Annotated in this window: 25 protein-coding genes; 22 read left to right on the top strand and 3 right to left on the bottom strand. The window is 67.7% G+C overall.

The annotated features are described in order from the left end of the window. The first annotated feature begins 26 nt into the window (after nucleotides 1-26). The 3 genes from rpmE (at nucleotide 27) to prmC (ending at nucleotide 2214) form a co-directional block, all read left to right on the top strand. Nucleotides 27-233: a 50S ribosomal protein L31 gene (rpmE, locus tag ACFCV3_RS36650; RefSeq protein ID WP_376038422.1), complete on the top strand. Its 207-nt coding sequence runs from the start codon at nucleotides 27-29 to the stop codon at nucleotides 231-233. An 86-nt stretch (nucleotides 234-319) separates the two neighbouring features. Further along, entirely contained in the window at nucleotides 320-1396 is a 1077-nt protein-coding gene (gene prfA / locus ACFCV3_RS36645; protein ID WP_376038419.1) for a peptide chain release factor 1, read from the top strand. Next, on the top strand, nucleotides 1393-2214 hold the full coding sequence (gene prmC / locus ACFCV3_RS36640; protein ID WP_376038416.1) for a peptide chain release factor N(5)-glutamine methyltransferase: 822 nt from the start codon (nucleotides 1393-1395) through the stop codon (nucleotides 2212-2214). Before prfA ends, prmC begins: the two co-directional genes overlap by 4 nt. On the opposite strand, the gene ACFCV3_RS36635 is transcribed toward prmC, so the two are convergent. After that, nucleotides 2211-2336 (bottom strand): hypothetical protein, encoded by a 126-nt coding sequence (locus ACFCV3_RS36635; RefSeq protein ID WP_376038413.1) that lies wholly within the window; start codon nucleotides 2334-2336, stop codon nucleotides 2211-2213. The two genes, prmC and ACFCV3_RS36635, sit on opposite strands and share 4 nt — an antisense overlap. 174 nt (nucleotides 2337-2510) lie before the next feature. Between ACFCV3_RS36635 and ACFCV3_RS36630 the strand changes: the two genes are divergently transcribed. Then, entirely contained in the window at nucleotides 2511-4340 is a 1830-nt protein-coding gene (locus tag ACFCV3_RS36630; RefSeq protein ID WP_376038410.1) for an RICIN domain-containing protein, read from the top strand. Here ACFCV3_RS36630 and ACFCV3_RS36625 read toward each other — a convergent pair. After that, nucleotides 4337-5356 carry an adenosine deaminase gene (locus ACFCV3_RS36625; RefSeq protein WP_376038407.1) on the bottom strand — a complete coding sequence of 340 codons (1020 nt, stop codon included), beginning with the start codon at nucleotides 5354-5356 and terminating at the stop codon, nucleotides 4337-4339. The genes ACFCV3_RS36630 and ACFCV3_RS36625 overlap by 4 nt on opposite strands. A 120-nt stretch (nucleotides 5357-5476) precedes the next feature. Between ACFCV3_RS36625 and ACFCV3_RS36620 the strand changes: the two genes are divergently transcribed. The 14 genes from ACFCV3_RS36620 (at nucleotide 5477) to ACFCV3_RS36555 (ending at nucleotide 17254) form a co-directional block, all read left to right on the top strand. Further along, entirely contained in the window at nucleotides 5477-6307 is an 831-nt protein-coding gene (locus ACFCV3_RS36620; RefSeq protein WP_376038405.1) for an L-threonylcarbamoyladenylate synthase, read from the top strand. After that, complete coding sequence (locus ACFCV3_RS36615; RefSeq protein ID WP_376038403.1) at nucleotides 6307-7428, top strand: glycosyltransferase family 4 protein; 1122 nt, start codon at nucleotides 6307-6309, stop codon at nucleotides 7426-7428. Before ACFCV3_RS36620 ends, ACFCV3_RS36615 begins: the two co-directional genes overlap by 1 nt. Nucleotides 7429-7655: 227 nt before the next feature. Beyond that, nucleotides 7656-8420 (top strand): hypothetical protein, encoded by a 765-nt coding sequence (locus ACFCV3_RS36610; RefSeq protein WP_376038402.1) that lies wholly within the window; start codon nucleotides 7656-7658, stop codon nucleotides 8418-8420. A gap of 367 nt (nucleotides 8421-8787) precedes the next feature. Then, nucleotides 8788-9252 carry a hypothetical protein gene (locus ACFCV3_RS36605; protein ID WP_376038399.1) on the top strand — a complete coding sequence of 155 codons (465 nt, stop codon included), beginning with the start codon at nucleotides 8788-8790 and terminating at the stop codon, nucleotides 9250-9252. Between the two features lie 90 nt (nucleotides 9253-9342). Continuing rightward, nucleotides 9343-9558, top strand: a complete 216-nt coding sequence (locus ACFCV3_RS36600) for a hypothetical protein (protein ID WP_376038397.1) — start codon at nucleotides 9343-9345, stop codon at nucleotides 9556-9558. Between the two features lie 118 nt (nucleotides 9559-9676). Then, a complete protein-coding gene (gene atpB, locus ACFCV3_RS36595) occupies nucleotides 9677-10459 on the top strand; it encodes a F0F1 ATP synthase subunit A (RefSeq protein WP_376038394.1) in 783 nt (260 codons plus the stop codon). An 88-nt stretch (nucleotides 10460-10547) separates the two neighbouring features. Beyond that, nucleotides 10548-10781 (top strand): ATP synthase F0 subunit C, encoded by a 234-nt coding sequence (gene atpE, locus ACFCV3_RS36590; protein ID WP_376038391.1) that lies wholly within the window; start codon nucleotides 10548-10550, stop codon nucleotides 10779-10781. A gap of 32 nt (nucleotides 10782-10813) precedes the next feature. Next, a complete protein-coding gene (locus ACFCV3_RS36585; RefSeq protein WP_376038388.1) occupies nucleotides 10814-11383 on the top strand; it encodes a F0F1 ATP synthase subunit B in 570 nt (189 codons plus the stop codon). Next, nucleotides 11383-12180, top strand: a complete 798-nt coding sequence (locus ACFCV3_RS36580) for a F0F1 ATP synthase subunit delta (RefSeq protein ID WP_376038386.1) — start codon at nucleotides 11383-11385, stop codon at nucleotides 12178-12180. Before ACFCV3_RS36585 ends, ACFCV3_RS36580 begins: the two co-directional genes overlap by 1 nt. Before the next feature lie 93 nt (nucleotides 12181-12273). Next, a complete protein-coding gene (gene atpA / locus ACFCV3_RS36575) occupies nucleotides 12274-13911 on the top strand; it encodes a F0F1 ATP synthase subunit alpha (RefSeq protein WP_376038383.1) in 1638 nt (545 codons plus the stop codon). Between the two features lie 6 nt (nucleotides 13912-13917). Further along, nucleotides 13918-14829, top strand: a complete 912-nt coding sequence (locus ACFCV3_RS36570) for a F0F1 ATP synthase subunit gamma (protein ID WP_376038381.1) — start codon at nucleotides 13918-13920, stop codon at nucleotides 14827-14829. A gap of 5 nt (nucleotides 14830-14834) precedes the next feature. Beyond that, nucleotides 14835-16289 (top strand): F0F1 ATP synthase subunit beta, encoded by a 1455-nt coding sequence (gene atpD, locus ACFCV3_RS36565; RefSeq protein ID WP_376038379.1) that lies wholly within the window; start codon nucleotides 14835-14837, stop codon nucleotides 16287-16289. Continuing rightward, nucleotides 16289-16693, top strand: coding sequence for a F0F1 ATP synthase subunit epsilon (locus ACFCV3_RS36560; protein ID WP_132400591.1), 405 nt, complete (start codon nucleotides 16289-16291; stop codon nucleotides 16691-16693). Before atpD ends, ACFCV3_RS36560 begins: the two co-directional genes overlap by 1 nt. Nucleotides 16694-16822: 129 nt before the next feature. Next, nucleotides 16823-17254 carry a DUF2550 domain-containing protein gene (locus ACFCV3_RS36555; protein ID WP_344154731.1) on the top strand — a complete coding sequence of 144 codons (432 nt, stop codon included), beginning with the start codon at nucleotides 16823-16825 and terminating at the stop codon, nucleotides 17252-17254. Nucleotides 17255-17268: 14 nt separating this feature from the next. Here ACFCV3_RS36555 and ACFCV3_RS36550 read toward each other — a convergent pair whose 3' ends face one another. Continuing rightward, complete coding sequence (locus ACFCV3_RS36550) at nucleotides 17269-17619, bottom strand: TraR/DksA family transcriptional regulator (RefSeq protein WP_376038376.1); 351 nt, start codon at nucleotides 17617-17619, stop codon at nucleotides 17269-17271. 72 nt (nucleotides 17620-17691) lie between these two features. Between ACFCV3_RS36550 and ACFCV3_RS36545 the strand changes: the two genes are divergently transcribed. The 4 genes from ACFCV3_RS36545 (at nucleotide 17692) to ACFCV3_RS36530 (ending at nucleotide 23891) form a co-directional block, all read left to right on the top strand. Then, the gene (locus tag ACFCV3_RS36545) at nucleotides 17692-18507 is read left to right on the top strand and encodes an ATP-grasp domain-containing protein (RefSeq protein ID WP_376038373.1); all 816 of its coding nucleotides are present in this window, start codon (nucleotides 17692-17694) and stop codon (nucleotides 18505-18507) included. Nucleotides 18508-18668: 161 nt separating this feature from the next. Further along, complete coding sequence (locus tag ACFCV3_RS36540; RefSeq protein WP_376038370.1) at nucleotides 18669-19295, top strand: RNA polymerase sigma factor; 627 nt, start codon at nucleotides 18669-18671, stop codon at nucleotides 19293-19295. Beyond that, nucleotides 19295-20410 carry a CU044_5270 family protein gene (locus ACFCV3_RS36535; RefSeq protein WP_376038368.1) on the top strand — a complete coding sequence of 372 codons (1116 nt, stop codon included), beginning with the start codon at nucleotides 19295-19297 and terminating at the stop codon, nucleotides 20408-20410. Before ACFCV3_RS36540 ends, ACFCV3_RS36535 begins: the two co-directional genes overlap by 1 nt. A gap of 88 nt (nucleotides 20411-20498) precedes the next feature. Continuing rightward, a complete protein-coding gene (locus tag ACFCV3_RS36530; protein ID WP_376038366.1) occupies nucleotides 20499-23891 on the top strand; it encodes a S8 family serine peptidase in 3393 nt (1130 codons plus the stop codon). The last annotated feature ends 6 nt before the right edge of the window (nucleotides 23892-23897 follow it).

The raw sequence follows: 23897 nt of genomic DNA, 5'->3' as shown, positions 1-23897 counted from the left end.
GAGCACCTGATTCCTAGGAGATTGTCTTGAAGAGCGACATCCACCCGACCTACGTGGACACGAAGGTGACCTGTTCCTGCGGCGCGCAGTTCGAGACGCGCTCCACCGCGGAGAGCGGCTCCATCCACTCCGACGTGTGCTCGCAGTGCCACCCGTTCTACACGGGCAAGCAGAAGATCCTCGACACCGGCGGCCGGGTCGCACGCTTCGAGAAGCGCTACGCAAAGAAGTAGCTGTCCTACCGCGCGCCGGTTCGCCCTCACGGGTGGACCGGCGCGCGGTTTGTATGTCCAGGGGTTCCCGAGAGGAGGAGTGCGCAATGTTCGAGGCGGTTCAGACGCTCAAGGCGGAGTACGCCGAGCTGGAACGGCAGATGTCCGACCCGGAGCTGCACTCCGACCAGGCGAACGCGCGTCGCGTCGGCAAGCGGTACGCCGGCCTGGCGCCCGTCGTACGGACGTATGACGAGTGGCTGCAGACGGCGGACGACATCGAGGCGGCTCGGGAGCTGGCGGCTGAGGACCCGGCGTTCGCCGAGGAGGCCGTGAAGCTGGCCCACCGGCGGGACGAGCTGGCCGAGAAGCTGCAGATGCTGCTGGTGCCGCGCGACCCCAGTGACGACAAGGACGCGATCCTCGAGATCAAGGCCGGTGAGGGCGGCGACGAGTCCGCGCTGTTCGCCGGGGACCTGCTGAAGATGTACCTGAAGTACGCCGAGTCGCAGAACTGGAAGACCGAGATCATCGACGCCGCCGACTCCGATCTGGGTGGGTACAAGTCGATCACGGTCGCGGTCAAGGCGAAAGGCACGCCGGAGCCGGGCGAGGCGCCGTACGCGAAGCTGAAGTTCGAAGGCGGCGTGCACCGGGTGCAGCGGGTGCCGGTGACCGAGTCGCAGGGCCGGATCCACACGTCGGCGGCCGGTGTCCTGGTGCTGCCGGAGGCCGAGGACGTCGATGTCGAGATCGACCTGAACGACCTGCGGATCGACGTGTTCCGCTCGTCCGGTCCTGGTGGGCAGAGCGTGAACACGACCGACTCCGCCGTCCGGATCACCCACCTGCCGACCGGCATCGTGGTCTCGATGCAGAACGAGAAGTCCCAGCTGCAGAACCGCGAGCAGGCGATGCGCGTGCTGCGGTCCCGGCTGCTGGCGGCGGCGCAGGAGGCGGCCGACCAGGAGGCGTCCGACGCCCGCCGGTCGCAGATCCGGACCGTCGACCGCTCCGAGCGCGTCCGCACCTACAACTTCCCGGAGAACCGGTTCTCCGACCACCGCGTCGGCTACAAGGCGCACAACCTCGACCAGGTGCTCGGCGGCGAGCTGGGCCCGGTCATCCAGGCGCTGACCGAAGCCGATCTGACCGCACGGCTCGAGGCTGTCGACTCCAAGTGAAGGCTCTGATCGCTGCGGCCGCGGACCAGCTCCGGGCAGCCGGGGTCGCGTCTCCGGAGTTCGACGCGGCCGAGCTGCTCGCGTTCGTCACCGGTTCGAGCCGGTTGAACCTGCGCGCGCCTTCCGACGCAGAGCGCCGTACCTATGAGGAGTTGATCGCGCGGCGGGCTGCCCGGGAGCCGTTACAGCACCTGACCGGTACGGCGGCCTTCCGGTACCGCGAGCTCGCCGTCGGACCGGGCGTCTTCGTGCCGCGGCCCGAGACCGAGGTCATGGTCGGCTGGATCCTCGACCGGATCGCCTCCGTGAAGTCCCCGCTGGTGGTCGACCTGTGCTCGGGTTCCGGCGCGATCGCCGGTGCGGTCGCGACCGAGCGGCCGGACGCCGTCGTACACGCCGTCGAACTGTCGCCCGAGGCATGCGTCTGGGCCCGCCGCAACCTGGCCGGTACCGGCGCCACCCTGCACGAGGGTGACATCGACGGCTGCCTGCCCGAGTTCGACGGCACAGTCGACGCCGTCATCAGCAACCCGCCGTACATCCCGCTGACAGCCTGGGAGTCAGTCACCGCTGAGGTCCGCGACCACGACCCGGCGCTGGCGCTCTGGTCCGGCGACGACGGCCTCGACGAGGTCAAGGTCGTCGCAGTCACTGCAGCCCGCCTCCTGAAGCCCGGCGGCTGGTTCGCCTGCGAACACGCCGACGTCCAAGGCGAATCCGCCCCCGCCGTCTTCGCCGCCACCGGCTACTTCACCGAAGTCCGCGACCAGTTGGACCTGGCCGGCCGCCAGAGGTTCGCAACCGGCCGCAGAGTCTAGAACTCGAACGCCACCACCGCGAGCACCAACAGAACCCCCGCCAGCACCAGCTCGGCCCGGGCCCCCTTCACCATCCAGAACGCACGCACCCGGTCGACAACGTCGTACCAACCACTGGTCATCACGGAGTGTCCTGTAACCCGCCTCGGCCGTGGCTAAACGTTGTCATCACAGTCGAAAGTCTCGCTTGTGAACCCTTTTTCGCGCAGGATGGCGCGGGATCGTGGTTGGTTCGTCGCCCACTGTCAACAGCCCGCTGACAGTCGGACCGGCCGCGGGTGAGGAGTGAACTTCCCATGTCCGTCCTGCCCAAACTGGGGGTCCTGGCCGCGACGGTCGCGCTGGCGATCAGTACGCCGATCCTGACTCCGCCGGCGCAAGCGGCGCCACCGGGGCCCAAGCCGAAGACCGAGGCTGAGTTGTGCGCCGGTATGCACCGGCTGGTGCTGCCTGGGACCGACCAGTGCACGCGGGGGCCTGAGCTGCTGCCGAACGCTGATCTGAGTGAGGAGGCGAAGCCGCTGCCGAAGGCTGTTGCCGAAGCGACCATGGCTGCCAATGCGATCGTCTGTGACGGCAATGGCGTGGCAGGTAAGCGGGTGCAGGTTCTGTACGCGCGGGAGTCGCAGCAGGCCAGCCGGTTGCAGCTGTTCCTGCCGTCGTTCCGGGCGTGGTCGCACGAGATCGACGCGGCCTACAACGACAGTGCCTTCCAGACCGGTGCCAGCCGGCACATCCGCTATGTCACGGACGCGGTGTCCGGTGGCTGCCAGGTGAATGTGAAAGAGGCCGTTCTGCCGACCGGCGGGCTGGAGACCTGGAACTCGATGGTCACCGCGCTGCAGAACCTCGGCTACAAGGACAGCACCCGCAAGTACCTCGTGTACGCGGACGCTCAGAAGGTCTGTGGTGTCGGGACTCTGTACGGCGATGACCGGCCGGGCCTGGACAACGCGAACAACAACAACACCGGCTACGCCCGCGTGGACGCGTCTGCCAACTGCTGGGGCTTCAATGCCGCGGCACACGAGCTCGGCCACAACTTCGGCGCCGTACAGTCGTCTGCCCCGAACTACAACGGGCACTGCAACGACGAGTACGACCTGATGTGTTACGGCTCGGACACTCGGGTGGTGTGCGCCGACAAGGACAACGACCGGCTGCTGGACTGCAACAAGGACGACTACTTCAACACCAACCCGCCGGCCGGCAGCTACCTCGCCACGCACTGGAACCTCGCCAACAGCGACTGGCTGATCAAGAGCGCCACTCCGGACCCGCGGCCCGGGCCACGGCACGGACAGATCTACGAGTTCGTCAGTCCGTCCAGTGGTGAGGTGATCGACGTTGTCGACGGTTCGACGGCCAACCTGGCGAACCTGAGCCACCGGCCGCGCAGCGGTGCGACCAGCCAGCAGTGGCGGTTCCAGTACGAGACGGGCTGGCAGCTGCAGAACGTCAACAGCGGCAAGTGCGCAGACAGCGCCTTCAGCGGTACGGCGCCGGGCACGAAGGTGCTGCAGTACTCCTGCAACGGCCAGGACGGTATGCGCTGGACACTGCACCCGCTCGGTGGTGACGTCTACGGCATCATCAACACCCTGTCCGGACTGGCCATGACGGATGCGGGACCGCACCCGGCAGCACTCGAGCAGCAGCCGTTCACCGGCGCCGCCACCCAGCAGTTCAAGCTCCGGCCGGTCAGCGTGCCCAACGGTACGTACCGGATCCGCTCCGAGCTCGGCAAGGACCTGGACGTCGTCAACTGCCAGGGCACCGACATTCGGATGTGGGACCGCGTCGTCGGCAGCCCCTGCCAGCGGTGGCAGGTCACTGCGGTCACCGACAACGTCTACAAGATCGTCGACAGCAACACTGGCAATGCGGTCGAGGTCAGTGGCTGTGTGACCACGGATGCCAGGCCTGTGCAGCTAGCGCCCAGCTCCACCAACACCTGCCAGCAGTGGCGGATCAGTGCGCTCTCGAACGGCGCCTATCAGATCCTCGGCGTCGGTAGTGGCAAGTCACTCGACGTTGCGGGCTGTAGTGCGGCAGCAGGAGCCGACGTGATCATCTGGCCGTTCCACGGCGGCGCCTGCCAGCGCTGGTACTTCGACGCCGTCTAGCTGTTCGCCGCGACGTAGGCGTCGATCTCGGCCGTCAGGGTGTCCTTCACCGCGTCCTCGGCGAAGGACACCCGCACGGCGGTCTTGGCGAGCTCGCCGACCCCTGCGTTGTCCAGACCGAGCAGATCCGCGGCGACGGCGTACTCATTCGTCAGCGTGGTGCCGAACATCGGCGGGTCGTCGGAGTTGATCGTGACGACCAGTCCGGCCTCGACCATCGCCTTCAGCGGGTGCACGTCGTACGACGCGACCGCGCGCGTGGCGAGGTTGGAGGTCGGGCTGACCTCGAGCGGGATCCGGTGCTCACCCAGGTAGTCGACCAGGGCCGGGTCCTGCATGGCCGAGGTACCGTGGCCGATCCGCTCGGCACGCAGTACCCGCAGGGCGTCCCAGATCGTCTCCGGACCGGTCGTCTCACCCGCGTGCGGGACGCTGTGCAATCCGGCTGCGATGGCCTCGTCGAAGAACGGCTTGAACTGCGGCCGCGGTACGCCGATCTCCGGGCCGCCGAGCCCGAATCCGATCAGCCCGTCCGGACGGATCCTGGTCGCGACCCGCAGCGTCTCCTCGGCGCCGGCGAGGCCGGTCTCACCGGGGATGTCGAAGATCCACCGCAGGGTGATCCCGAGCTCCTTCTCGGCCGCCGTCCGGGCGTCCTCGATCGCCTCGCAGAACGCCTCCGGCGCGATCCCGCGCAGCTGCGACGTGTACGGCGTCACGGTCAGCTCGGCGTACCGCAGGTTCTGCGCGGCCATCTCGCGGGCGATCTCGTAGGTCAGCAGCCGGACGTCGTCCGGTGTCTTGATCAGGTCGACGACGCTCAGGTAGATCTCGACGAACTTCGCGAAGTCGGTGAACTGGAAGTACTCGGCCAGCGCGGCCACGTCGGCCGGTACCGGCGAACCGGGGTGCCGGGCGGCCAGCTCGGCGACGATCCGCGGCGAGGCGGAGCCGACGTGGTGGACATGCAGCTCGGCCTTCGGCAGCCCTTCGAGGAACTCACGCGTCACAGTCATGCCGTGGATCCTAAGGAGATGCGGGGCTGGTTGGCCGGAAAATTAACAATTGACGGTCAAGTTTGCCGGGAAGTCGGGCCGGTTTAGGCGTGGGACCGGGTGAGTGGCACGATTCGGTGCGTGAGTGAGCGCTTCGATTTCACGGGTGACGAACTGGCCCCGGCGTACCGTGCGGCCGTGGACGCGATCGAGGCCGGCGACCTGGTGGTCCTGCCGACCGACACCGTCTACGGACTGGCCGCGGACGCCTTCAAGTCCGACGCCGTCCAGCGGCTGCTGGACGCGAAAGGCCGCGGCCGCGACATGCCGCCGCCGGTGCTGATCTCGGTCGTCGAGTCGCTGGACGCGCTCGCCACCGACGTCCCCGAGGCCGGCCGCAAACTGTGCGAGAAGTTCTGGCCCGGCCCGCTGACCGTGATCTGCCACGCCCAGGGCTCACTGATGTGGGACCTCGGCGAGACCCAGGGCACCGTCGCCCTCCGCGTGCCGGACCACGAGAACACCCGCGAACTCCTCTCCCGCACCGGCCCCCTGGCCGTCAGCTCCGCCAACAAGAGCGGCCAACCAGCAGCCCTCGACGTCTACGACGCCGAAGAACAACTGGGCGACACGGTCGCGGTCTACCTGGACGGCGGCGAGGTAACCGGCGGAGAGCCCTCCACCATCATCGACATCACCACCGAAACCCCCCGAGTAATCCGCCTAGGCGCTCTCTCCCTCGCCCAACTCCGCGAAATAGTCCCCGAGGTCACCGCGGACGACGAGCCCACAGCTGACAACAAGCCCGCCGACGACAAGCCCGCCGACGACAAGCCCGCCGACGTGGTTGCCGACGAGAAGCCGGCCGATGTGGTTGCCGACGAGAAGCCGGCCGAGCCAACCGACGTGGCCGCGGAGGCGTCCAAGCAGGGTGAGAAGCCTGCTAACCCTGATGTGAGGCCTGCGGACTAGTGCGCGAGTACCTGCTGGTCCTGTTCGTGGCGATGGCCACGACCTTCCTGCTGACCGGTGTGGCCCGGCAGATCGCGCTTCGGTACGGCGCCGTGGCCAAGGTCCGCGCCCGGGACGTGCACAAGGTCCCGATCCCGTACTTCGGCGGCGTCTCGATCCTCGGCGGCCTGATCGCCGCCTTCGCGGTCGCCTCCAGCCTGCCGTTCCTCGGTGACAGCCTGCAGGTCGCCCACGACGGCCGCGCGATCCTGATCGGCGGCGCGGTGATCTGCGCGGTCGGCGTGATCGACGACCTCTACGAACTCGACGCGATCACCAAGCTCGCCGGTGAGGTCCTCGCCGTCGGCGTGATGGTTGTCCAAGGCATCCAGCTGTACTGGCTCCCGCTCCCCGGCGGCGTGGTCTCACCCTCAGCAGCACTCCTCGCCGTACTGACCGCAGGCATCCTGCTCGTCTCCTGCAACGCCGTGAACTTCGTCGACGGCCTCGACGGCCTGGCCGCCGGTGTGACGGCGATCGGTGCCCTCGCGTTCTTCACCTACTCCTACCTGCTGAACGTCGAGCAGGACCTCGACCGCGCCACCACCTCGACCCTCATCACGGTCGCCCTGGCCGGCGCCTGCCTCGGCTTCCTGCCGCACAACTTCTTCCCCGCAAGGGTCTTCATGGGCGACTCCGGCGCCCTCCTGATCGGCCTGATGCTGGCCGCGTCCACCATCAGCCTCACCGGCCAGATGGACCCGTACGCCGTTCCCTACGAGGTAGGCGGTTCCAGCCTCCTGCCCGCACTCCTGCCACTCGTCCTGCCGATCGCCGTCCTCGCGATCCCCGCACTGGACCTGACGCTGGCCTACATCCGCCGTACCAAAGCCGGCCGCTCACCCTTCGCCGCCGACAAGCTCCACCTCCACCACCGCCTCATGCAACGCGGTCACTCCCACCGCCGAGCCGTCCTCCTGATGTACCTCTGGACCATCCTGATCGCCTTCGGCGTAGTCGTCCTAGGCCTGGTCCTCACCTGGTGGACCGCCCTGATAGTCCTCACCATCGCCGTCATCGCCGTAGTCCTCACCACCGGCCTCCCGCACCGCCGCACGGCCAAACCCCTCAGCAAAGTCTGATCCGGCAGCAGCTGACGCCTCACCCCGGCCTCACCGATCGGTTTGGGCCGGCTACGGCCAGAGCATGACCACGGCCGGCCTGCAGCTCCGCCACTCCGGGTACGGCCAGCAGGTTACGGACTCGAGTAGCACCAGGTACGGGCGGAGTACGGGCAGTGCCGAGTTGGTGGTGGGACGTAATACTCACCTCCTCGAAACTCGACCGGCTTCTGAAGGAACGACCAGTCATGAACGAAACTACGTATCGGCGAGTCGCGGTGATCAGCCGCCGAGTCGTCTTCGTCCTGGGCAGTGTCCTGTTCGTGGGCGGGGCTCTCGCGTTGCTCAACGGCCGCGTGGCGCTGGGTATCGCACTCGTCGTGGTTGCCGGCCTCGCCGTCGTGGCGCGTGGTCTCATGACGTTGAAACGTGGGCTGCGTGCCGTGGCCGCCCAGGAGCGGGCCGACGTGCCTGACGGCCCGGTGCGCGGCAGTGATGCTCCGGCGCCGGTGGACGAGGTGGTCGGGGCGCTGGTTGGGATGAACAGCGACGGGCTGCCCTACCGGATCGAGGCCACGCGGACAGCCGGCGGCGTTCGTGTCGACGTGCGTTGGCGGACCGAGGAGATGCGTTGGCAGACGCTCTTCGTCCGTGGTTCGCAGGCTTACGCCTGGCGCATGGAGGTCGACCTCGATCCGGCCACGGCGCGCTACAAGTTCGTCGAGTACTCCGGCCAGGCATCCTTCCGTGGAGCGGCTGGACCTCTGGGGGCGATGGCCGAAGCCGACTGGACCTGGCGGAAGGGCAAGACGTCCGGTTCGAGGTCGGCGACCTTCGTCGAAGGAGCCGACGGGCAAGTCCGGGTGACCGGGGCGGGCGGGACCCGTACGTCGTGGGAAGGGGCCGTCACGATCAGGCCGGCTGACGCCAAGATCCCGGTGTTCACCGTCTTGCGTACCAACGGCTGGCGACCACGCTTCGACTGGTTCGGAGCGCGGCTTTTCGAGAAGTAGCCCGCTGGTCGGTCGTTGCACGTTGTGGCAAATGGGTCGGCTGTACGGGTTTGTACCTGTCTGGGGCCTGCGGTCAGCTGAGATGGTCTTGCCGCCCGGGGGTGGTCCCCTGTCCCGCCCCCGGGCACCGTTCACCTTTCGCCGTGCAGCCTCCGGCGCTGGACAGCGGCCGGGTGGGGACCAGACCACTGGGGTGGGTGGGCTACCGATAAGGTGTGGCTGTACAGCGGCAGGGGACTCGTTTTGCTGACGGTGCAGACTTTGTGCTAGTTTTCACAAGCACCAGCAAAGAACTTTGACACCCCTGACCCCGCCCACCCGACGACCTGGCCGCGAGACCTGGTCGCCCGCAGGACGGAACCACCAGATGGCTCCCATGGCCCACACCCCGAAAGTCGCCGGCCAAGTCACTCGGCACCCGGCGCTGGCGATGCTGCGCGGCGCGTTGGTCGCGGCACTTGTGGTCGGCCTCAACGCCGCCGCTGTCTCGGCCGTTGCCGCTGGTCTGAAGGGTTTGTGGGGCGCGCTGCTCGGGTTGCTGATGGTGATCGTGTTCTCCGGCCTCGGGCTGTTCGCGCTGCACCTTTCGCGGCACACGTCGCCGCAGATGCAGCTCGCGATGGCGATGGCGTCGTACACCGGCCGGATCGCGATCTTCGGCGGTCTGCTGGCCCTCGCGATCAACTCGGAAAGCCTTGCCGCACACGTGAATCTGACCGTGCTCGGCATCGTTGCCCTGGTCGTCGTACTGGGCTGGATGGCCGGCGAGATGTGGGCCTGGTCCCGGCTGCGGGTGCCGATCTACGACCTCGACAACGAGGTGAACCCATGACCACGCCCTGTAACGGTTTTGAGGCTGTGACTGAGGTCGCGGGTGCCGATGTGACCCGGCGTGTCGCGGGCTGGTACCTTTCGGGTGCCAATGAGCGAGCACAAGGATCCGAAGCCGACACCCAGCAATTCGGGCGACGGCTGGCGGGTCCTGTCCTACTTGATCGGCGGTGTCCTGATCTACGGGGGCATCGGCTTCGGGCTGGATCGCTTGTTCGGCACCCAGTTCCTGTTACCGGTGGGCATCGTGCTCGGTGCCGGGCTCACCATCCTGATGTTGCACTTCCGGTACGGGTCGCGGTCCTGATCCCTTCGGGGAACGGTCCGATCCGCACCGGGTCTGACGTTGTTGACCGCCATGCCCTGAGCCGCCCTGCCCTTAGCCACAAGGCGTCCGACTTGAGCACGACGCGAGAGGAGACCCGGTGATTGCCGGCGTTCCGACCGAGTTCACCCCGCCCGGTCCACAGAATTTCGACACCCCGCCGATCTTTCACGGCGTGGACTGGTTCACCAAGCCCGTCCTGGTGGCCGCGCTGACCGTCGTCGTCATCGTCTGGTTCTTCTGGGGTGCGTCCCGTAAGGCGGCCGTGGTCCCGAGCAAGCTGCAGTTCGCGGGCGAGCTGGGCTACAACTTCGTCCGCAACTCGATCGCGCGCGACGCGATCGGCAGCCAGGACTACATGAAGTTCGTGCCGTACCTGACCGGCCTGTTCTTCTTCATCCTGCTGAACAACGTTGCCGCGACGGTGCCGCTGATCCAGTTCCCGACCTTCAGCCACATCGGCTGGGCGTACATCGCCGCCATCATGAGCTGGGTCATCTACAACGCGGTCGGGATCAAGAAGAAGGGCCTCTGGGGCTACTTCAAGCACCAGACGATGCCCGCCGGTGTGCCGGTCTGGCTGATGCCGCTGATGATCCCGATCGAGTTCATCTCGAACATCCTGGTCCGGCCGATCTCGCTGAGCCTGCGGTTGTTCGCGAACATGTTCGCCGGTCACATCCTGCTGCTGGTGTTCGTTCTCGGCGGCGAGTACATGGTGTTCGAGTCCGGCAGCCTCGCGCTGGGCGGCGTCGGCATCATCACCTTCCTGATGGGCCTCGCGATCGCCGGCCTGGAGCTGTTCGTCCAGTGCATCCAGGCGTACATCTTCGTGGTCCTGACCGCGCAGTACATCGGCAGTGCCATCGCCGACGAGCACTGACCCCAAGTACGCAAGGCCGCAGTACCCCTAGACCCGTAGTTGACGGAAACCCGGATAGCCCCTATCCGTACCGAAAGGAAACACCGAAATGAGCATGGCTCTCGAAATCACCGGTGACATCGCCGTTCTGGGCTACGGCCTGGCCGCGATCGGCCCGGGTGTTGGCGTCGGCCTGATCTTCGCTGCCGTCATCAACGGCACCGCTCGCCAGCCGGAGGCTCAGAACAAGCTCCAGTCGATCGCGTGGATCGGCTTCGGCGTCACCGAGGTTCTGGCCATCATCGGTATCGCCCTGGCGTTCGTGTTCAAGGCACAGGGCTGACCTTCTCTTCCTCTGACTGACAGGACACAGATATGACGACGATGGTGCTACCGCTGGCCGAGGCGGGCGAGACTGCCAGCCCGCTGCTGCCGCACACCGCCGAGATCATCTTCGGGTTCGTCTTCCTGATCCTGCTGGCCATCGCCTTCGCCAAGGTCGTCGTACCGAAGTTCGAGAAGGCGTACGCCGATCGGACCGCGGCGATCGAAGGCGGGATGAACGAGGCCAAGCAGGCCCAGGCCGAGGCGAAGGCGGCTTTGGAGAAGTACAACGCGCAGCTGGCCGAGGCCCGCTCGGAGGCTGCGAAGATCCGTGAGGACGCGCGTGAGCAGGGTGCGCAGATCATCGCGGAGATGCGCGAGCAGGCGAACGTCGAAGCCGAGCGGATCGTTTCGCACGCGCGCACCCAGATCGACGCCGAGCGGACGCAGGCGGTGGCCTCGTTGCGCGGTGAGGTCGGGACGATGGCGACCACGCTGGCCGGTCGGATCGTCGGGGAGTCGCTGGAGGACGAGGCCCGGCAGCGCCGGACCGTCGAGCGGTTCCTGGCCGAGCTCGAGGCATCGGAGTCGGCGCGCGCGGCCGTCGGAACGGACGGCTGATGCGCGGGGCATCGAACGCGTCGCTCGCCAAGGCCCAGGAGGCCCTGGCGAGTGGCGCCGTCACCGAGGGGCTGGGTGCCGAGCTGTTCTCGGTGGCACGGCTCCTGGACAGCACCGGTGCGTTGCGCCGGGCGCTGACCGACCCGGCTCGTTCGCAGGACCAGCGCACCGCGCTCGTCCAGCAGTTGTTCGGTGGCAAGATCTCCGCCCAGGCGCAGGAGATCCTGACCATCGCTGTGGCCGGTCGCTGGGTCAGCGGCCGTGACCTCGGGAACGCGCTGGACCAGCTGAGCGTCGAGGCCGAGGTGGCCTTCGCCGACAGCGGGCGCAAGCTGGACGACGTCGAGGACGAGCTGTTCCGGCTGGAGCGGATCGTCACGGCCGAGCGGGGGCTGAGCGACAGGCTCAGCGACCGCAACATCCCGGTGGCTGCCCGTCAGGAGCTGCTGGCCGGACTGCTGCGTGGCAAGGCCGACCCGGTGACGGTGCGGCTGGCCGAGCGGGCCGTCGACGGCCGCGGACGCAGCTTCGCCGGCTCGCTGCGGTCCTACCAGGTCGCGGCCGCGGCCCGGCGCAGCGCCAGCATCGCCACGGTCCGGGTCGCCACCGACCTGTCCGAGGCGGAGCGGACGCGGCTCGCCACGGCGCTCGGACGCCAGTACGGCCGGGACATCCAGCTGAACGTGATCGTCGACCCGAAGGTGATCGGCGGCGTGCGGGTGGACATCGGTGACGAAGTGATCGACGCAACCATCGCGGCCAGGCTCGACGAGGCGCAACGGCGCATCGCGGGCTGATCGCCCCCTTAACGACAGAACAGCGGCGCTAAGGGCGGCAAACCTTTAGAGCCACAACAGGCCAGCAAGGGTCAAGGAAGCAGGAAACACGAAATGGCTGAGCTCACGATCAGGCCGGAGGAGATCCGGGACGCCCTGGATCGGTTCGTCACCGACTACCAGCCGGCCGAGGCGGCCCGCGAAGAGGTCGGCACTGTAATCGACGCCGGTGACGGCATCGCGCACGTCGAGGGCCTGCCCTCGGCGATGACCAACGAGCTGCTCGAGTTCGAGGACGGCACCAAGGGCATCGCCCTGAACCTCGATGTCCGTGACATCGGTGTGGCCGTGCTCGGTGAGTTCGGCGGCATCGAGGAGGGCCAGCAGGTACGGCGTACCGGCCAGGTCCTGTCCGTCCCGGTCGGTGACGGCTACCTCGGTCGCGTCGTGGACCCGCTGGGCGCCCCGATCGACGGCCTCGGCGAGATCGACGGTATCGACGGCACCCGCGCCCTGGAGCTGCAGGCGGCCGGCGTGATGGACCGCCAGGAGGTCCGCGAGCCGCTGCAGACCGGCATCAAGGCGATCGACGGCATGATCCCCGTCGGCCGCGGCCAGCGCCAGCTGATCATCGGCGACCGCAAGACCGGTAAGACGGCGATCGCGGTCGACACGATCATCAACCAGAAGGCCAACTGGGAGTCCGGCGACCCGAAGAAGCAGGTTCGCTGCATCTACGTCGCCATCGGCCAGAAGGGCTCGACGATCGCCTCCGTGCGCGGCGCGCTCGAAGAGGCCGGCGCGATGGAGTACACCACCATCGTCGCCTCCCCGGCGTCCGACCCGGCCGGTTACAAGTACGTCGCTCCCTACACCGGCTCGGCCATCGGCCAGCACTGGATGTACCAGGGCAAGCACGTCCTGATCGTGTTCGACGACCTGAGCAAGCAGGCCGAGGCCTACCGCTCGATGTCGCTGCTGCTGCGCCGCCCGCCGGGCCGTGAGGCCTACCCGGGTGACGTCTTCTACCTGCACAGCCGTCTCCTCGAGCGCTGCGCGAAGCTGAGCGACGAGCTCGGCGCCGGTTCGATGACGGGTCTGCCGGTCATCGAGACCAAGGCGAACGACGTCTCGGCGTTCATCCCGACCAACGTCATCTCGATCACCGACGGCCAGATCTTCCTGCAGTCGGACCTGTTCAACGCCAACATCCGCCCGGCCATCGACGTCGGTATCTCGGTGTCGCGTGTTGGTGGCGCCGCGCAGGTCAAGGCGATGAAGAAGGTCTCCGGAACGCTGAAGCTCGACCTCGCGCAGTTCCGCGCGATGGAGGCGTTCGCGATGTTCGCCTCCGACCTCGACGCCACCTCGCGCCGCCAGCTGGACCGTGGTCAGCGTCTGGTCGAGCTGCTCCGCCAGCCGCAGTACTCGCCGTACGCGGTCGAGGACCAGGTCGTCTCGATCTGGGCCGGTACCACCGGCAAGTTCGACGACGTACCGGTCGCCGACGTGCTGCGCTTCGAGCGTGAGTTCCTCGAGTTCCTGCGCCGTGACGGCAAGGTGCTCGACGGCATCCGCGAGTCGAACCTCTTCGAGGACGACGCCCAGCAGGCCGTGGTGGCCGCGCTGGACGCGTTCAAGCCGACCTTCCAGACCTCCGACGGGCAGCTGCTCGTGGGTCGCGAGGAGAGCGAGGCCCTGGCCGAAGAGGACGTCGAGCAGGAGCAGATCGTCCGGCAGAAGCGGGGCTGATCGTCCATGCCGGCAACCCAACGCGAGCTGAAGGATCGCCGTGACTCCGTCACGACGATCAAGAAGCTCACCCGTGCGATGGAGCTCATCGCGGCGTCCCGGATCGTCAAGGCGCAGCAACGCGCCCAGGCGGCCGGTCCGTACGCGCGTGAGCTCACCCGTGCCGTGTCGGCGGTGGCGACGTTCTCGAACGTCGACCACCCGCTGACCACGGAGAAGCCGAACCCGAAGCGTGCCGCGGTGCTGTTGATCACCTCGGACCGCGGCCAGGCCGGCGCCTACTCGTCCTCGGTCATCCGCGAGGGGGAGCGGCTGAACCAGCTGCTCCGCGAGGACGAGAAAGAGATCGTGCCGTACCTCACCGGCCGCAAGGGCATCGCGTACTACACCTTCCGGCAGCGCGAGGTCGCGCAGTCGTGGAGCGGCGAGTCCGACGCGCCGTCGTTCGCCCGGGCCCGCGAGGTCGCGGACAAGCTGATCGAGGCCTTCCTGACCCCGACCGAGGAGGGCGGCGTGGACGAGATCCACATCGTCTTCACCCGGTTCGTGTCGATGCTGACGCAGAAGCCGGACGTGATCCGGTTGCTGCCGCTGGAGGTCGTCGAGGGCGAAGAGGCCCCGGCCGACGAGGACGTGCTGCCGCTGTACGAGTTCGAGCCGTCCGCCGAGGACGTGCTGGACGGGCTGCTGCCCAAGTACGTCGCCAGCCGGATCCACTACTGCATGCTGCAGGCGGCGGCCTCCGAGCTGGCCAGCCGGCAGCGCGCGATGAAGTCGGCCACGGACAACGCGCAGGATCTGATCGAACGACTGACCCGCGAGTACAACCAGGTGCGGCAGTCGGCCATTACCCAGGAAATCAGCGAGATCGTCGGTGGCGCCAACGCGCTGGCTGACGCCAACGCCGGGAGCGAGTGAGAGAGATGACAGCGACGGTTACCGAGAAAGACAACAGCGGCGCGGCCGGTGCCGTGGGCCGGGTTGCCCGGGTCATCGGCCCGGTCGTCGACATCGAGTTCCCCGCGGACGCGATGCCGGAGATGTACAACGCCCTCGAGGTGGACATCACGCTGGCCGATGTCACCGCGACGATCACCCTCGAGGTTGCGCTGCACGTCGGCGACAACATCGTCCGGGCGATCTCGATGAAGCCCACCGACGGTCTGGTCCGGGGTACCGAGGTGCGCGACACCGGTGCCGCGATCTCCGTCCCGGTCGGCGACGTCACCAAGGGCCGCGTGTGGTCCGTGACCGGCAAGTGCCTGAACCAGGACGAGTCCGAGTTCGAGATCACCGAGCGCTGGCCGATCCACCGCAAGGCGCCGGCCTTCGACCAGCTCGAGTCCAAGACCGAGATGCTCGAGACCGGGATCAAGGTCCTCGACCTGCTCACGCCGTACGTCCAGGGTGGCAAGATCGGCCTGTTCGGCGGTGCGGGTGTCGGCAAGACCGTCATGATCCAGGAGATGATCTACCGGATCGCCCACAACTTCGGTGGTACGTCGGTGTTCGCCGGTGTCGGTGAGCGCACCCGTGAGGGCAACGACCTGATCCACGAGATGGAAGACGCGGGCGTGTTCAAGGACACCGCGCTCGTCTTCGGTCAGATGGACGAGCCGCCGGGCACGCGTCTTCGCGTCGCGCTGTCGGCCCTGACGATGGCGGAGTACTTCCGCGACGTGAAGGAGCAGGACGTACTGCTCTTCATCGACAACATCTTCCGGTTCACGCAGGCCGGTTCCGAGGTCTCCACGCTGCTCGGCCGGATGCCCAGCGCCGTGGGTTACCAGCCGAACCTGGCCGACGAGATGGGCGTTCTGCAGGAGCGGATCACCTCGACGCGTGGTCACTCGATCACCTCGATGCAGGCGATCTACGTGCCCGCCGACGACTACACCGACCCGGCGCCGGCCACCACGTTCGCGCACCTGGACGCGACCACCGAGCTGTCGCGAGTGATCGCGTCGCGTGGTCTGTACCCGGCCGTCGACCCGCTGACCTCCACGTCGCGGATCCTCGACCCGCAGTACATCGGCCAGGAGCACTACGACGTGGCCGTCCGGGTGAAGCAGATCCTGCAGAAGAACAAGGAACTGCAGGACATCATCGCCATCCTCGGTGTCGACGAGCTCTCCGAAGAGGACAAGATCACCGTCGCCCGCGCGCGCCGGATCGAGCAGTTCCTCTCGCAGAACACCTACATGGCGGAGAAGTTCACCAACACGCCGGGTTCGACGGTGCCGCTGAAGGACACCATCGAGTCGTTCAAGAAGATCGCGGACGGCGAGTGCGACCACATCGCCGAGCAGGCCTTCTTCAACGTCGGTTCGCTCGACGACGTCGAGCGGCGTTGGGCTGAGCTCCAGAAGGAGCTGTAATGGCTGAGGAAAGCAGCAAGCACCTCGAGGTCGCGCTGGTCGCGGCCGAGCGGGTGGTCTGGGAGGGGCAGGCGACGATCGTGATCGCCCGCACCACCGACGGTGACGTCGGTATCCTCCCCGGCCATGCCCCGCTGCTGGGTCTGCTGCAGGGTGGCACCGTCCAGGTGCGGACCGTCGACGGGGACTTCCTCGTCGCGGCCGCCCCGGACGGCTTCATCTCGGTGGCGAACGACCGGGTCTCGATCCTGGCCGAGAACGCCGAGATGGGTCACGACATCGACCTGGAGGAGGCCCGTCGCGAGCTCGAGCAGGCGCTCGCGACCGGTACCGCCGGTGAGGCCGACGCGGACGAGGTCCGCGCCGCCGAGGCCCGGGTCCGGGCCGCCGAAACAGCATCCTGAAGTACCGCGGGTGGGGTGGGGCCGATCACGGCTTCACCCCACCTGCCATAATCGGACAACGTCACTGACAGTACGGGTTCTCCGGCGGTGCCGGGATCAAGTGGGCACCGGAAATGGGGTCGGCAGGGTATGAGAACAGTCCTCGATGTCGTCGGGGTCTGTCTGGCTGCCGCCGTACTGCTGATCATCGCTTTCGCGTGCCGTCGTCGCTGGTTGACCAGGGACGGCGGCACGTTCGATTGCAGCCTGCAGCTCGCCGAGAAGGACCACGGCCGCGGCTGGGCCCTCGGCCTGGCCCGCTATGTCGGTGACGACCTGCAGTGGTTCCGCGTCTTCAGCCTCGCCTGGTGGCCCAAGCTGACCGTCAACCGCCGCCAGCTCGAAGGCATCAAGACCCGCCGCCCGATGGGCAACGAGCCCCTCGTCACCTACGCCGGCCACGTCATCGTCGACGCCGAGCTCCGCGATCGCACCGTCCATTTCGCGATGACCGAAGAAGCCCTCACCGGCGTCCTCGCCTGGATGGAATCCGCACCCCCCAGCACCCAGACCTACCTCTGACGTCGCCTTCTGCGCTAGGACGCGCAGGTGATGCAGGTGCGGGCTGCCGGGCGGGCTAGCAGGCGCTCTGGGGCGATAGGCGCGCCGCACCGCTCGCAGCTGCCGTAAGTGCCGCTGGCGATGCGTTCCAGGGCTGCATCCACCTCAGCCAGGTGGCTGCTGGCCGTCACGAGCATGGAGCTGGTCTGGGAGCGTTCGAAGGCGATGGTGGCGCCTTCGGGATCGTGCTCGTCGTCGGTAGCGGTGAGCAGGGTGGCCTCGACGATCGCTGTGAAGTTTCGGGTGAGGGATGCGATCAGGGCGGACGTGCGCTTGCGGTCCGCGGCCAGCAGGTCGCGGAGTTCGGTGAGGTCGGTTGTTGGCACCTGACCAGCGTCGCACCGAATCACGACACCCGCTGTCGCGTATGGCGGGCGAGATTTAGGGAGGATGGGGGCATGCTGCTGGTGCCTGGTGATCCCCTGAACCCGCGGCGCGTGGATCCGCACTTCGCGGCACAGGCGGCTGCCGCGCGGGAGCTGGGCGTGCCGGTGGCTCGGATCGACCATGACGCGCTGACGGTCGATGGCGTGCCGGCTGCCGACGATGCGGTGTATCGCGGGTGGATGCTGACGACCGGGCAGTACGACGGATTTGCGGGCGCGCTGGGGGAGCGTGGGGTCTCGCTGAGGACCGGTGCGGACAGCTATCGGGCGGCGCACGAGCTGCCGGGCTGGTACGACGCGCTGCGTGAGGTGACGCCGGAGTCGGTGTGGACGGTGGGGGACGACGTTGCCGCGTTGGTGACTGCAGTGGGTGAGCTGGGAGAAGGCCCTGCGGTACTGCGGGACTACGTGAAGTCGATGAAGCACTACTGGGACGAGGCTGCCTACATCCCGGACGTTGCGGACGCGACTGCGGTTGAGCGGGTGGCGCGGCGGTTTCTGGAGCTGCGGGAGGACTCGTTCGCCGGAGGGTTCGTCGTACGGCGCTTCGAGCGGTTCACCGGCGTGGAGGCGCGGACCTGGTGGGTTGGCGGGCGATGCGTGCTGGTGACTCCGCACCCGGACACGCCAGACGACGTACCGGACGGGCTGGACCTGGTGGAGGTCGAGCCGCTGGTGGCAGACCTGGCGCTGCCGTTTGTGACCGTAGACCTCACGAGGCGTGCCGACGGCGCATGGCGCGTTGTGGAGCTGGGAGACGGGCAGGTCAGTGACTGGCCTGCATCGCACGACCCACACGAGCTGATGGCCGTGCTGTTTCAGCGCTGATTCCTTCGCGCCGCATGTCCTCCAGCGGGCGTGGCTGCGCGTCTACCCGCAGGCACTGGTTGTGCTGACGCGGGTGTGACGGGGGTCACGAGAAGGGGTCTGGGGACATCGGGCAAGAACAGGGCGAGCCGATTGGCGACCCAGCAGATGTGAGGAGTCCGATGACGCCCGACGTGGCCTTGGCGGCCATCGCGTTCCAGGGCCGGGTGCATGCTGCCCCCAGCTCGGCGGACGAGGACAGTCGAGTGCTGGAGGCGTCAGTGCGTGAGCCTGACCGGTTCACGCACATCTTCGACCAGTACTTCGGGCAGGTGCACTCATACGTTGCCAGACGGCTCGGCAGCGACCTGGCGGACGATCTGGCCTCGGAGACGTTTCTGATCGCGTTCCGGCAGCGGGAGCGGTTCAACAGCCGCAACGGAGTCGTCCGGGCCTGGCTGTACGGCATCGCGACCAATTTGATCCGGCGGCACCGCCGCAACGAGGTCCGGGCCTGGAGAGCGACCAGCAAGCTACCGCTCCCGGAGCCGACCAGCGGGCACGAGGAGCGGGTAGCGGCGCAGGTGACCGCGCAGGGCGTCAGCCGTGAGCTGGCCGCTGCACTGGCCAAGGTCTCCGCCAAGGACCGCGAGGTGCTGTTGCTGGTCGCTCTCGGCGAGCTCACGTACGACGAAGTCGCCGCCGCGCTCGGAATTGCGTACGGCACGGTCTGCTCGCGGTTGTCCCGGGCCCGGCGCATCATCCGCGAATCTCTCGGCCACACCGATCCGACAGGAGCTGACTCCTGATGAACGAGCTCGAGTCGATCCGCAAGGCCTTTCCCGAGGACGACGGGCCCAGCCCGGAGGTGTCGGCCGCCGCACGCCGGCAGCTGCAGTCCCTGATCCACGAGGAGAAGCACCGCAGCCGATCCACGCTGGCACGGGCCGGCTGGATCGGCGGTGCCGTCACAGCGACCACGGCGATCGTGACGGTGGTGGCCCTCGGCGTACCACTGCTGCAAGGTGCCGGCTCCGGAGACGTCGGTGTGGCACCCGCGACCCTGACACCGCCGCGGCTGGCCAGCGCCAGCGAGGTGCTGATCGCCGCAGCCGTCAAGCAAGAGGCCGACGAGAAGGTGTCCGGCAAGTACTACCGGGTCCGCACCTTGCACGTGGACACAGGCACGCGGGTCGGCAACCCGAAGTACACGCTGAAGCGCCAGAGCATCACCGAGCGGTGGATGCCGATGAAGCCCGGTGTCGAGTCCTGGTTCGGCTGGGTGGAGCTCGGCTACAGGCCGGCCACCGCCGGGGACGAGGCCAAGTGGCGCGCGCAGGGCGCACCGAAGTCCTGGGTGCAGAGCGAGCTGGTGAACCCGATCACCACTGAACCCACCAAACCGGTGGTCAACAAGATGTCCTTCGAGAACGTGCCGCCGGGCTACTACCTGTCGGGGGACAAGCCGCTCACCGCGCAGCAGATCGCCGCTCTGCCGACCGATCCGGTCAAGCTGCGTGCGATCCTCGCGCGCGGAGCGGACAGCAGGAACGAACAGCTGGTGAACTACACCGTGTACGCCGCGGCCGGGCGACTGCTGTTCGAGGCGCCCTCGCCGCCGAAGCTGCGCGGCGCCGCACTGCGGGTGCTGTCGACGATCCCCGGCGTGACGATCCAGCAGAACGTCAAGGACCCCCTGGGCCGCGTCGGGACGAAGGTCTCGCTGAAGACCGACTTCGGCCGGATGAAGCCCGGTGCCGAGCCCACGCTGTTCAGCGACGGGCGGATGGACTACATCATCGATCCGGTCCACGGCCGGCTGCTCGCCTCCGAGACCGGCGGGTTCAAGGCCGGCGCGGACATCGTCCTCGAGTCCGGCTGGACCGACGACCGCCCGATGCCGCCCTCGATGGCTATTCGCTGATCCACCCCTAAGACCCGGTGCCGGCTCTCCCCGAGCCGCCGCCGCGCTTCACCCTGCCCGGAATACGCCCTTCCACCGAGGTGAATCCTTGCCCAAGAAAGCCCTAGCAACCGCAATAGCGGTAGCACTCGTCGTATTGTCCTCGACCGTCCCACCTGCTGCAGGTGCTGAGAAGTCAACCGTCACGAGCGATTCGCTCGCCTTCACGCTGGTGACCGGCGACAAGGTGTTCGCCCGGCGGACCAGTAGCGGTGTCGTTCCCATCGACGTCCGGCCCGGTCCCGGCCGGGACCGGATGGCGTTCCACAAGCTTGCCTTGGGCAAGCAGCAGTTGGTGGTACCGCTGGACGCCATGCCACTAGTGAACTCCGGTGTGGTCGACTCCCGGCTGTTCGACGTTGCCCTGCTCGGTGAACTCGGGCTGGAGGACAAGTCAGCGCCGAAGCTCCCGCTCCTGGTCCAGTACGCCGCTAGCGGTACCGCTAGCGCAGTCCGGAGCGCGCTGCCGGAGGGAACCGAGGTCAAGCGGGACCTGCCGATCATCGACGCCGTAGCGATCGGTCAGCAACGCGCTCAGGCCGGAGACCTGTGGTGGAGCTGGCTGAACAGCCCCCAGGCCAAGCGTCGTACCGGACTGGCCGGCACGGTGAAGAAGGTCCTGCTGGACGGCGGTGTCACACCGAACCTGGACCGCAGTGTGCCGCAAATTGGCGCACCGACCGCGTGGGAGGCCGGACTCACCGGCAAGGGGGTCAAGGTCGCCGTACTCGACAGCGGGTACGACGCCACCCACCCGGACCTCAAGGACCGAGTCGTTGCCACCAAGGGCTTCACCGGTGACGACGTGCTGGACGTCATCGGGCACGGTACGCACGTTGCTTCGACTGTGGCGGGCACAGGCGCCGCATCGGACGGCAAGTACCGCGGGGTCGCGCCGGACGCCGACCTGCTGATCGGCAAGGTCTGTGGCGGGCGCAACTGCGAAACGTCCGCCATCATCGCCGGCATGGAGTGGGCTGCGAACTCCGGTGCGCGGGTCGTCAACATGAGCATCGGCGGCGGTCCGTCCGACGGCACGGACATCCTGTCGGAAACACTCAACAAGCTGACGGCTGACACCGGCACGCTGTTCGTCGTCTCGGCAGGCAACTTCGGTGCTGCGTCGACGGTGTCCGAACCAGCCGCCGCAGATGCCGCACTGGCGGTCGCGTCGGTGACCAAGTCCGACGGGCACAGCGCATTCTCCAGCCAGGGACCGCGATTCGGCGACCTGGCCGTCAAGCCCGACATCTCGGCACCGGGCAGCCGCATCGTCGCTGCGCGGGCCGCGAACACCCCACTCGATCCGTTCGCGATCAATGCGTCGTACGCCGAACTCTCGGGCACCTCGATGGCCGCACCGCATGTCGCGGGCGCTGCTGCTCTCCTGGCGCAGGCGCACCCGGACTGGAAGGCGCCCCAGCTGAAGTCGGCCCTGATGGGCGCGTCACTGGGTCTGCGCGACCAGAGCATCTACACCCAGGGCGCAGGGCGCGTGGACGTCGCAGCAGCGCTCAAACAGCCGGTGCTCGCCATGCCGAGCAGTCTGAACCTGGGACTGCAGGCTGCGCCGCACAGCGACGACAAGCCGGTCACCAAGCCGGTGACCTACTTCAACAACAGCGCGGAGCCGGTGCGCCTGTCGCTCAAGCTCAACGGCGCCAAGCTCTTCAAACTGAGCACCGCCTCGCTGCTGGTGCCGGCTAACGGCAGTGCGACGGTCGACGTCACCGCAGACACCTCGGGGCCGGAGGCCGAGGGTGCGTACGGCGCCTGGCTGGTTGCCACCGGCAACGGCAAGGCTGTTCGTACCAACGTCGGTGTGGGCAAGGAGATCACCAGCTACGAGCACAAGGTGCAGATGCTCGACCGGAACGGTGAACCTGCAGTCAACGACGACAAGCACGTCTCCGGCACCTATCTGATCGATGTGGAGCGTCTGGCGATGTACTCCGTCTCGGCGGGCGAGTCGGAGAAGCTCCCGCCCGGCCGCTACATCGTCGACGGCTACACCGCGACGCTGAACGACAACGGCGTCGGCTTCGCTGAGGTCACCTACTTCACCGAGCCCAACCTGGTCATCGGTGCCGCCGGCCCGATCACGCTCGACGGCCGTCAGGCACGCAAGCTCGCGGTCCGGCAGCCGGTCACCGACGCGACCGCGGCGGCCACCGGGATCGGCGTCGCCCGGACCATCGGCGACGGTACCTACGTCGGCGGCGTCGGCGTCGACAACGCCGGTACGGCGAACTTCGTCCCCACCATGTACGTCGTTCCGAACCGGACTGTGGCGCCGAACAAGTACACGGCCTACGCCCATGTCGCCTGGGTCGGCATGGCGGACGGACAGGACCCTGGCGGCGACCAGTACCTCGACAGTCCGTACTTCTACCACGACTCCGCGGTCTGGCCCGGCCAGATCCCGGCCAACCCCTCGGTCATCACCGACCCGCGTGACTACGCGCACGTGGACGCGTCGTACGCCGGAGAGCCCGGCTACCGCGCCAACAACTACACCTTCCCGGCACTGCCGCAGCGGGACGCGAGTGGGCACTGGGTGCCGGCGTTCGTCTTCACGCCGGCCGCCGGGATGAACCTGCCGTTCCGCCGCGACGAGTACTACTCGACCAAGAACGTGTTGTGGTCCTTCAGCAACGAGGTCTACAAGTACACGCCGGAGGGAGGCTATGAGTACCTGACTCTGGTCGACTCGGAGCCGAAGGCCTACCCGGCCGGCCGGACGACGCAGGTCGACTGGCAGCGTGGTGTCTTCGGCCCCAGCCTGCCCGACCCCCGGATCGGCAACCCGGGGCGCGACGCACTGCCCTGGTCAGCCCGGGACGGCGACAGTCTGGGCATCTACGTGCCGTCCTTCGCGGACGGCGTGCCCAACCGACTGGGTGACGCCACCCTCGCGTCTGAACACACCACGCTGATCCGCAACGGTCAGGAGATCGGTGCGTCCGATTCACTCGGGATCCAGACGTTCGCGGTCCCGCCGGACGAGGCGACGTACCAGCTGACCAAGGTGACCAAGCGGGCGGACAGCTGGACCAAACTGTCCCCGGAGATCTCGTCACGGTGGACCTTCCGGTCCAAGCGGACCCCGGACGGTGTGGACACCGCCCTGCCGTTGCTGAACGTGCGTTACTCGCCACAGCTCGACGAGCGGAACCGTGCGCCACAAGGGCGATTCGAGTTCCCGGTGACTGTGCAGACGGCGTTCCAGGCACCAGTCCGGCCGATTGTCGGCCTGCAGCTGTCGGCGTCCTTCGATGACGGCAAGACCTGGCAGGAGGTGCCGGTACGACGTACCGGGGCGGCGGTTTGGAAGGCGTCGCTCGACCAGACGCCCGGTTTCGTCACGCTGCGGGCTCAGGCGCTGGACGCAGCCGGCAACCGCGTCGACCAGACGATCACGCGGGCTTACGAGGTGAAGTAGGGCCAG

It is taken from the genome of Kribbella sp. NPDC056345, assembly GCF_042262745.1.
Taxonomy (GTDB): Bacteria; Actinomycetota; Actinomycetes; order Propionibacteriales; family Kribbellaceae; genus Kribbella.
Note: the sequence above shows the minus strand (reverse complement) of the source record. Positions and strands in the feature narration are given on the sequence as shown.

Coding starts and splice junctions, on each gene's coding strand:
- ACFCV3_RS36570 (WP_376038381.1), top strand. CDS start 13,918: ATGCCGGCAACCCAACGCGAGCTGAAGGATCGCCGTGACTCCGTCACG.
- ACFCV3_RS36585 (WP_376038388.1), top strand. CDS start 10,814: ATGACGACGATGGTGCTACCGCTGGCCGAGGCGGGCGAGACTGCCAGC.
- ACFCV3_RS36635 (WP_376038413.1), bottom strand. CDS start 2,336: ATGACCAGTGGTTGGTACGACGTTGTCGACCGGGTGCGTGCGTTCTGG.
- ACFCV3_RS36630 (WP_376038410.1), top strand. CDS start 2,511: ATGTCCGTCCTGCCCAAACTGGGGGTCCTGGCCGCGACGGTCGCGCTG.
- ACFCV3_RS36545 (WP_376038373.1), top strand. CDS start 17,692: ATGCTGCTGGTGCCTGGTGATCCCCTGAACCCGCGGCGCGTGGATCCG.
- prfA (WP_376038419.1), top strand. CDS start 320: ATGTTCGAGGCGGTTCAGACGCTCAAGGCGGAGTACGCCGAGCTGGAA.
- ACFCV3_RS36535 (WP_376038368.1), top strand. CDS start 19,295: ATGAACGAGCTCGAGTCGATCCGCAAGGCCTTTCCCGAGGACGACGGG.
- ACFCV3_RS36540 (WP_376038370.1), top strand. CDS start 18,669: ATGACGCCCGACGTGGCCTTGGCGGCCATCGCGTTCCAGGGCCGGGTG.
- ACFCV3_RS36560 (WP_132400591.1), top strand. CDS start 16,289: ATGGCTGAGGAAAGCAGCAAGCACCTCGAGGTCGCGCTGGTCGCGGCC.
- atpD (WP_376038379.1), top strand. CDS start 14,835: ATGACAGCGACGGTTACCGAGAAAGACAACAGCGGCGCGGCCGGTGCC.
- ACFCV3_RS36610 (WP_376038402.1), top strand. CDS start 7,656: ATGAACGAAACTACGTATCGGCGAGTCGCGGTGATCAGCCGCCGAGTC.
- ACFCV3_RS36625 (WP_376038407.1), bottom strand. CDS start 5,356: ATGACTGTGACGCGTGAGTTCCTCGAAGGGCTGCCGAAGGCCGAGCTG.
- ACFCV3_RS36555 (WP_344154731.1), top strand. CDS start 16,823: ATGAGAACAGTCCTCGATGTCGTCGGGGTCTGTCTGGCTGCCGCCGTA.
- ACFCV3_RS36580 (WP_376038386.1), top strand. CDS start 11,383: ATGCGCGGGGCATCGAACGCGTCGCTCGCCAAGGCCCAGGAGGCCCTG.
- ACFCV3_RS36600 (WP_376038397.1), top strand. CDS start 9,343: ATGAGCGAGCACAAGGATCCGAAGCCGACACCCAGCAATTCGGGCGAC.
- ACFCV3_RS36605 (WP_376038399.1), top strand. CDS start 8,788: ATGGCTCCCATGGCCCACACCCCGAAAGTCGCCGGCCAAGTCACTCGG.
- atpE (WP_376038391.1), top strand. CDS start 10,548: ATGAGCATGGCTCTCGAAATCACCGGTGACATCGCCGTTCTGGGCTAC.
- atpA (WP_376038383.1), top strand. CDS start 12,274: ATGGCTGAGCTCACGATCAGGCCGGAGGAGATCCGGGACGCCCTGGAT.